This window comes from Streptomyces sp. 13-12-16 (genome assembly GCF_002114215.1).
Classification (GTDB): Bacteria; Actinomycetota; Actinomycetes; order Streptomycetales; family Streptomycetaceae; genus Streptomyces.
Genome location: NZ_NCTE01001126.1, coordinates 2,084 through 6,197, shown reverse-complemented (window position 1 = coordinate 6,197; position 4,114 = coordinate 2,084). Strand labels below are relative to the sequence as shown.

The following is a 4,114-nucleotide window of genomic DNA, read 5'->3' as shown; positions in this document are numbered from 1 at the left end:
TGGGGAGCGTACGGGCCGGGCGGGGCGGGGCCACCTTCTCCGTGGTGGGGCTCGGGGAGGGCGGCGGCCGTGACTGACGTACGCGTGCCGATCCTCATGTACCACGCGGTCGCGACCGATCCGGGCGAGGCGACCCGCGCCCTGTCCGTGACCCCGGAGGCGTTCGCCGAGCAGATGGCGGTGCTCGCGGACCGGGGCCTCACCCCCGTCACCACGGCCGAACTGGCCGCGCACTGGCGCTCGGGCCGCCCGCTGCCCGCGCGGCCGGTCCTCGTCACCTTCGACGACGGTTACGAGGGCGTGCACCGGCACGCGCTGCCCGTGCTCGCCGAGCACGGCTTCCCGGCCACCCTGTTCGTCTCCACCGGCTGGCTGAGGGGCCCGTACGACACCGGCGGCGGCCTGGACACCATGCTCGACTGGGACCAGGTGCGCGAACTGGCCGCCGCGGGAGTCGAGATCGGCGGGCACAGCCACAGCCATCCGCAGCTCGACCGGCTCGACGAGGACCGGCTGCGCTCCGAGCTGATCCTGTGCAAGGAGATCGTCTCGGACCAGCTCGGCTCCGTACCCGCCTCGTTCGCGTATCCCTACGGCTACTCCAGCCGCCGGGTGCGCCGGGCGGTGCGGGAGACGGGGTACGCCCAGGCGCTCGCCGTCGGCAACGGTCTCGCCCGCCGCGCCCAGGGCCCGTACGCCCTGCGGCGGGTGACGGTGCGCAGGTCCACGTCCGCCGCCGAGTTCGAACGGCTGGTGGAGGGGCGGTCCGTCGCGCGCGCCTTCGCCCGGGACCGCGCGCTGACCAAGGGGTACGCGGTGGTGCGCCGGGTCCGGCAGGCACGGGGGCTGATCCGCCGGCCGCCCGGCTGAAGCGTGGGCGACCGTCCGTGCGCACCCGGAAAGCGGGTGCGCACGGCGTCCGGGTGACCGATCATGGCGGCATGTCCGCGCAACCGCACGACGCACTGCCGATCCGGCTCAACGTCGACGACAGCGACTCCCCGTCCGACGTCGTCGACGCGCTGTTCCTCGGCCGCTTCGCGACGGGCGAGCAGCCGTACTCGCACGCCGTCAACATCGACCGCGTACGCTCCGGCGCGACGCTGCTGCCCGCGAACGCGCGGGTGCTGCGGATCGCCAGGGACGACGACCGCAGCGCCACCCTGGCCGAGGGCGCGGGCTGGACGCTGCTGGTCTCCCGCTGGAACCGGGGCGCCGACGTCACGGTCACCGCGACCAGCGCCGAACTCGCCGCGAGGATCCTGGACGAGGCCACCGACGGCGCGGCGGACGAACCCGAACCGCAGCCGGAGAACGTCACCATGGGCTTCTGGTACGTCTCCCCGCGTCGCGGCCCGCACCGCACCACCCGGCAGATCTCGGCGGGCACCTGGGAGGAGATCCGGCCCAACTACACGGCGCCGGTGGCGGACGCGATGGACCGTCTGATGAAGACCACCCCCGAGGACATCTCGGGCCGGCTGCTCCTGCTGCACGGTCCGCCGGGCACCGGCAAGACCTCCGCGCTGCGCACGCTGGCCCGGTCCTGGCGGGACTGGTGCCAGGTGGACTGTGTGCTGGACCCGGAGCGGCTCTTCTCGGACGTCGGCTATCTGATGGACATCGCGATCGGCGAGGAGGACGCGGCCGGCAAGGGCCGCTGGCGGCTGCTGCTCCTGGAGGACTGCGACGAGCTGATCCGGGGCGAGGCCAAGCACACCGCCGGGCAGGCGCTGTCCCGGCTGCTGAACCTGACGGACGGTCTGCTCGGCCAGGGCCGCAACGTCCTGGTGGGCGTCACCACCAACGAGGACCTGGAGCGCCTCCACCCGGCCGTGGTCCGCCCCGGCCGCTGCCTGGCCCGCATCGAGGTGGGCCGGCTGACCCGCGCGGAGGCGGTGACCTGGCTGGGCGTCGAGGAGGGCGTGGGCCGCGAGGGCGCGACCCTGGCCGAGCTGTACGCCCTGCGCCGCGGCACCTCCCCGACATCCCTCCCCGAACCTCGCGGGGGCACGGAAGCCGGCCTGTACCTGTAGTCAACGCTCACCGGCACCCCCAGGGGCGCGTGGCGAGCGACACGACCAACGCTCACCCACACCACCCAGGGGCGCGGGACTGTGCCGACCTGCGGCTCCGCCACGCGTGCGCGGCCGGCCACGACGCACCCGCAGCCTCAATGGAACCCCCGCCGCGACGGCGCTCACGCCCCGTAAGCCGCACGCAGTGCGTCCCGCACGGCAGCCAGCGCCTCCTCCTCCGAACAGCCGAGCCGCCGCGCCCGCGAGGCGAAGTCCTGCGCCGCGGACGCCACCTCCCGCTCCGCCGCCTCCCCCGCGGCGGCGATCAGCGTCCCGTTCCGCCCCCGGGTCTCGATCACCCCGTCCGCCTCCAGCGCCCGGTACGCCTTGGCCACCGTGTTCGCGGCGAGCCCGAGCGTCTCGGCCAGCCCCCGCACCGTCGGCAGCCTGTACCCCACGGGCAGCGCCCCCGACCGTGCCTGCTCGGAGATCTGCGCCCGTACCTGCTCGTACGGGGGCGTGCCGTCGTCGATCCGGATCCTCAAGGTCACGGCCCGATTGTCGCGCACCCCGACGGAAAATAGGAGGCACCCCGGACGCGGCCCCCGTAGCGTGCGCCTCCATGACAGTGTCCGTCCGCGATCTCCGCCCCGACGCCCGCGCCGACCTGGAGGGCTTCGCCCGCGTCCGGCACGCCGCGTTGCCGTTCATCCTGATCACCCCGGAGTCCCTGGCCCACGACCTCACCCGTCTCCACCCCGACGCCCACTACCGCCCGCTCGTCGCCGTGGCCGACGGCGAGGTGATCGGCACGGCGCAGGTGCACCTGACCCACGAGAGCTCCGAGCCCGGCCAGGGCAACATCAACGTGTACGTGCACCCCGGGCACACCCGCCGGGGCGCCGGGACGCTGCTGGTGCGCGCCGCCGAGGAGCACCTGGCCGCGCACGGGGCGACCCGGCTGTTCTCCTGGGTGCTGGACGAGCCCGGCAACCGGGCCTTCGCCGAGGCGCACGGCTACCGGGCGAGCCGCGCCGCCCACTTCCTCCGTCTGGACCTGGCGAACGGCACCCTGCCCCCGCTCCAGGACCCGCCGCCGGGTGTGGAACTGCGGCCGGCCTCGGACTTCGCCGCCGATCCGCGCCCGCTGTTCGAGCTGGACGCGGAGACGACGGCGGACGAGCCGAGCGACGTGGACACCGAGTTCACGGACTACGAGGCCTGGCTGGAGGAGACCTGGCGGCATCCGATGTTCAGCCCCGGGCTGACCACGGTGGCGCTGGTCGACGGCCGTCCCGCCGCGTTCTCCGCGGCCCGCACGGACGGCGGCACCCGGTACGGCACGGTCATGACCGGCACCGCCCGCGCCCACCGCGGCCGGGGCCTGGCCAAGCTCGCCAAGAACGACTCCCTGCATCGTGCCCGCGCGGCCGGGTACACGGAGGCGTTCACGGGCAACGACACCGGGAACGGGCCGATGATCGCGATCAACAAGTGGTTCGGGTACGAGATCTGCGGGACGGAGGTGCGGTATGTCCGCGCACTCGGCTGACGGGCCGACGCTGGTGGAGGTGGTCCTGGTCAAGGCGGGACGGATGAAGATCCGCTACCCGGCCGAACTGCTCGCCGACGACGGCACCCGCGCCACCGTGCGCGCCCCCTGGGCGGGGGACGGCGTGCGCGACTTCGGCTTCGTCCGCTTCGAACCCGGTGACGTCTTCACGGAGCACTACTGGCGCGACCGGTGGTACTCGGTGAAGGAGGTCCGCGCCGCCGACGGGACCCTCAAGGGCCACTACTGCGACATCACCCGGCCGGCCGAGCTCTCCGGCGGCCGGCTGGTCGTCGAGGATCTCGACCTGGACCTGTGGGTCTCCGCGGACGGCACGGACGTACGGCGGCTGGACGAGGACGAGTTCGCGGCGAGCGGTCTGCTCACCACGGATCCCGAGGCGGCGGCCGCCGCGGTGGCCGCGCTCGACGAGCTGGACGACCGGGCCCGCGAGGGCGGGTTCGGCGCGCTGCTCGTCTGAGGGCGCCGGGTCGGTCCGGGACCGCGACCACCGCGTACCGCTCGTCGTCCACGTCCCGGCCCC

General features: G+C 74.3%; 5 protein-coding genes. 4 read left to right on the top strand and 1 reads right to left on the bottom strand.

What is annotated here, in order from left to right; translation table 11 throughout:
• Positions 1-69 precede the first annotated feature (69 nt).
• A complete protein-coding gene (locus tag B7767_RS36335) occupies positions 70-870 on the top strand; it encodes a polysaccharide deacetylase family protein (protein ID WP_085575759.1) in 801 nt (266 codons plus the stop codon).
• A gap of 71 nt (positions 871-941) precedes the next feature.
• Positions 942-2,036: a DUF5925 domain-containing protein gene (locus B7767_RS36330; RefSeq protein ID WP_085575758.1), complete on the top strand. Its 1,095-nt coding sequence runs from the start codon at positions 942-944 to the stop codon at positions 2,034-2,036.
• A gap of 164 nt (positions 2,037-2,200) precedes the next feature.
• Here B7767_RS36330 and B7767_RS36325 read toward each other — a convergent pair whose 3' ends face one another.
• Positions 2,201-2,569 (bottom strand): GntR family transcriptional regulator, encoded by a 369-nt coding sequence (locus B7767_RS36325; RefSeq protein WP_085575757.1) that lies wholly within the window; start codon positions 2,567-2,569, stop codon positions 2,201-2,203.
• Between the two features lie 71 nt (positions 2,570-2,640).
• Here B7767_RS36325 and B7767_RS36320 point away from each other — a divergent pair, with 71 nt between their 5' ends.
• Together B7767_RS36320 and B7767_RS36315 are read left to right on the top strand one after the other, a co-directional pair.
• Positions 2,641-3,570 (top strand): GNAT family N-acetyltransferase, encoded by a 930-nt coding sequence (locus tag B7767_RS36320; protein ID WP_085575756.1) that lies wholly within the window; start codon positions 2,641-2,643, stop codon positions 3,568-3,570.
• Complete coding sequence (locus B7767_RS36315) at positions 3,551-4,051, top strand: DUF402 domain-containing protein (RefSeq protein ID WP_085575755.1); 501 nt, start codon at positions 3,551-3,553, stop codon at positions 4,049-4,051. The genes B7767_RS36320 and B7767_RS36315 overlap by 20 nt, the downstream gene beginning before the upstream one ends.
• Positions 4,052-4,114: the final 63 nt, after the last annotated feature.

Coding starts and splice junctions, on each gene's coding strand:
- B7767_RS36330 (WP_085575758.1), top strand. CDS start 942: ATGTCCGCGCAACCGCACGACGCACTGCCGATCCGGCTCAACGTCGAC.
- B7767_RS36320 (WP_085575756.1), top strand. CDS start 2,641: ATGACAGTGTCCGTCCGCGATCTCCGCCCCGACGCCCGCGCCGACCTG.
- B7767_RS36315 (WP_085575755.1), top strand. CDS start 3,551: ATGTCCGCGCACTCGGCTGACGGGCCGACGCTGGTGGAGGTGGTCCTG.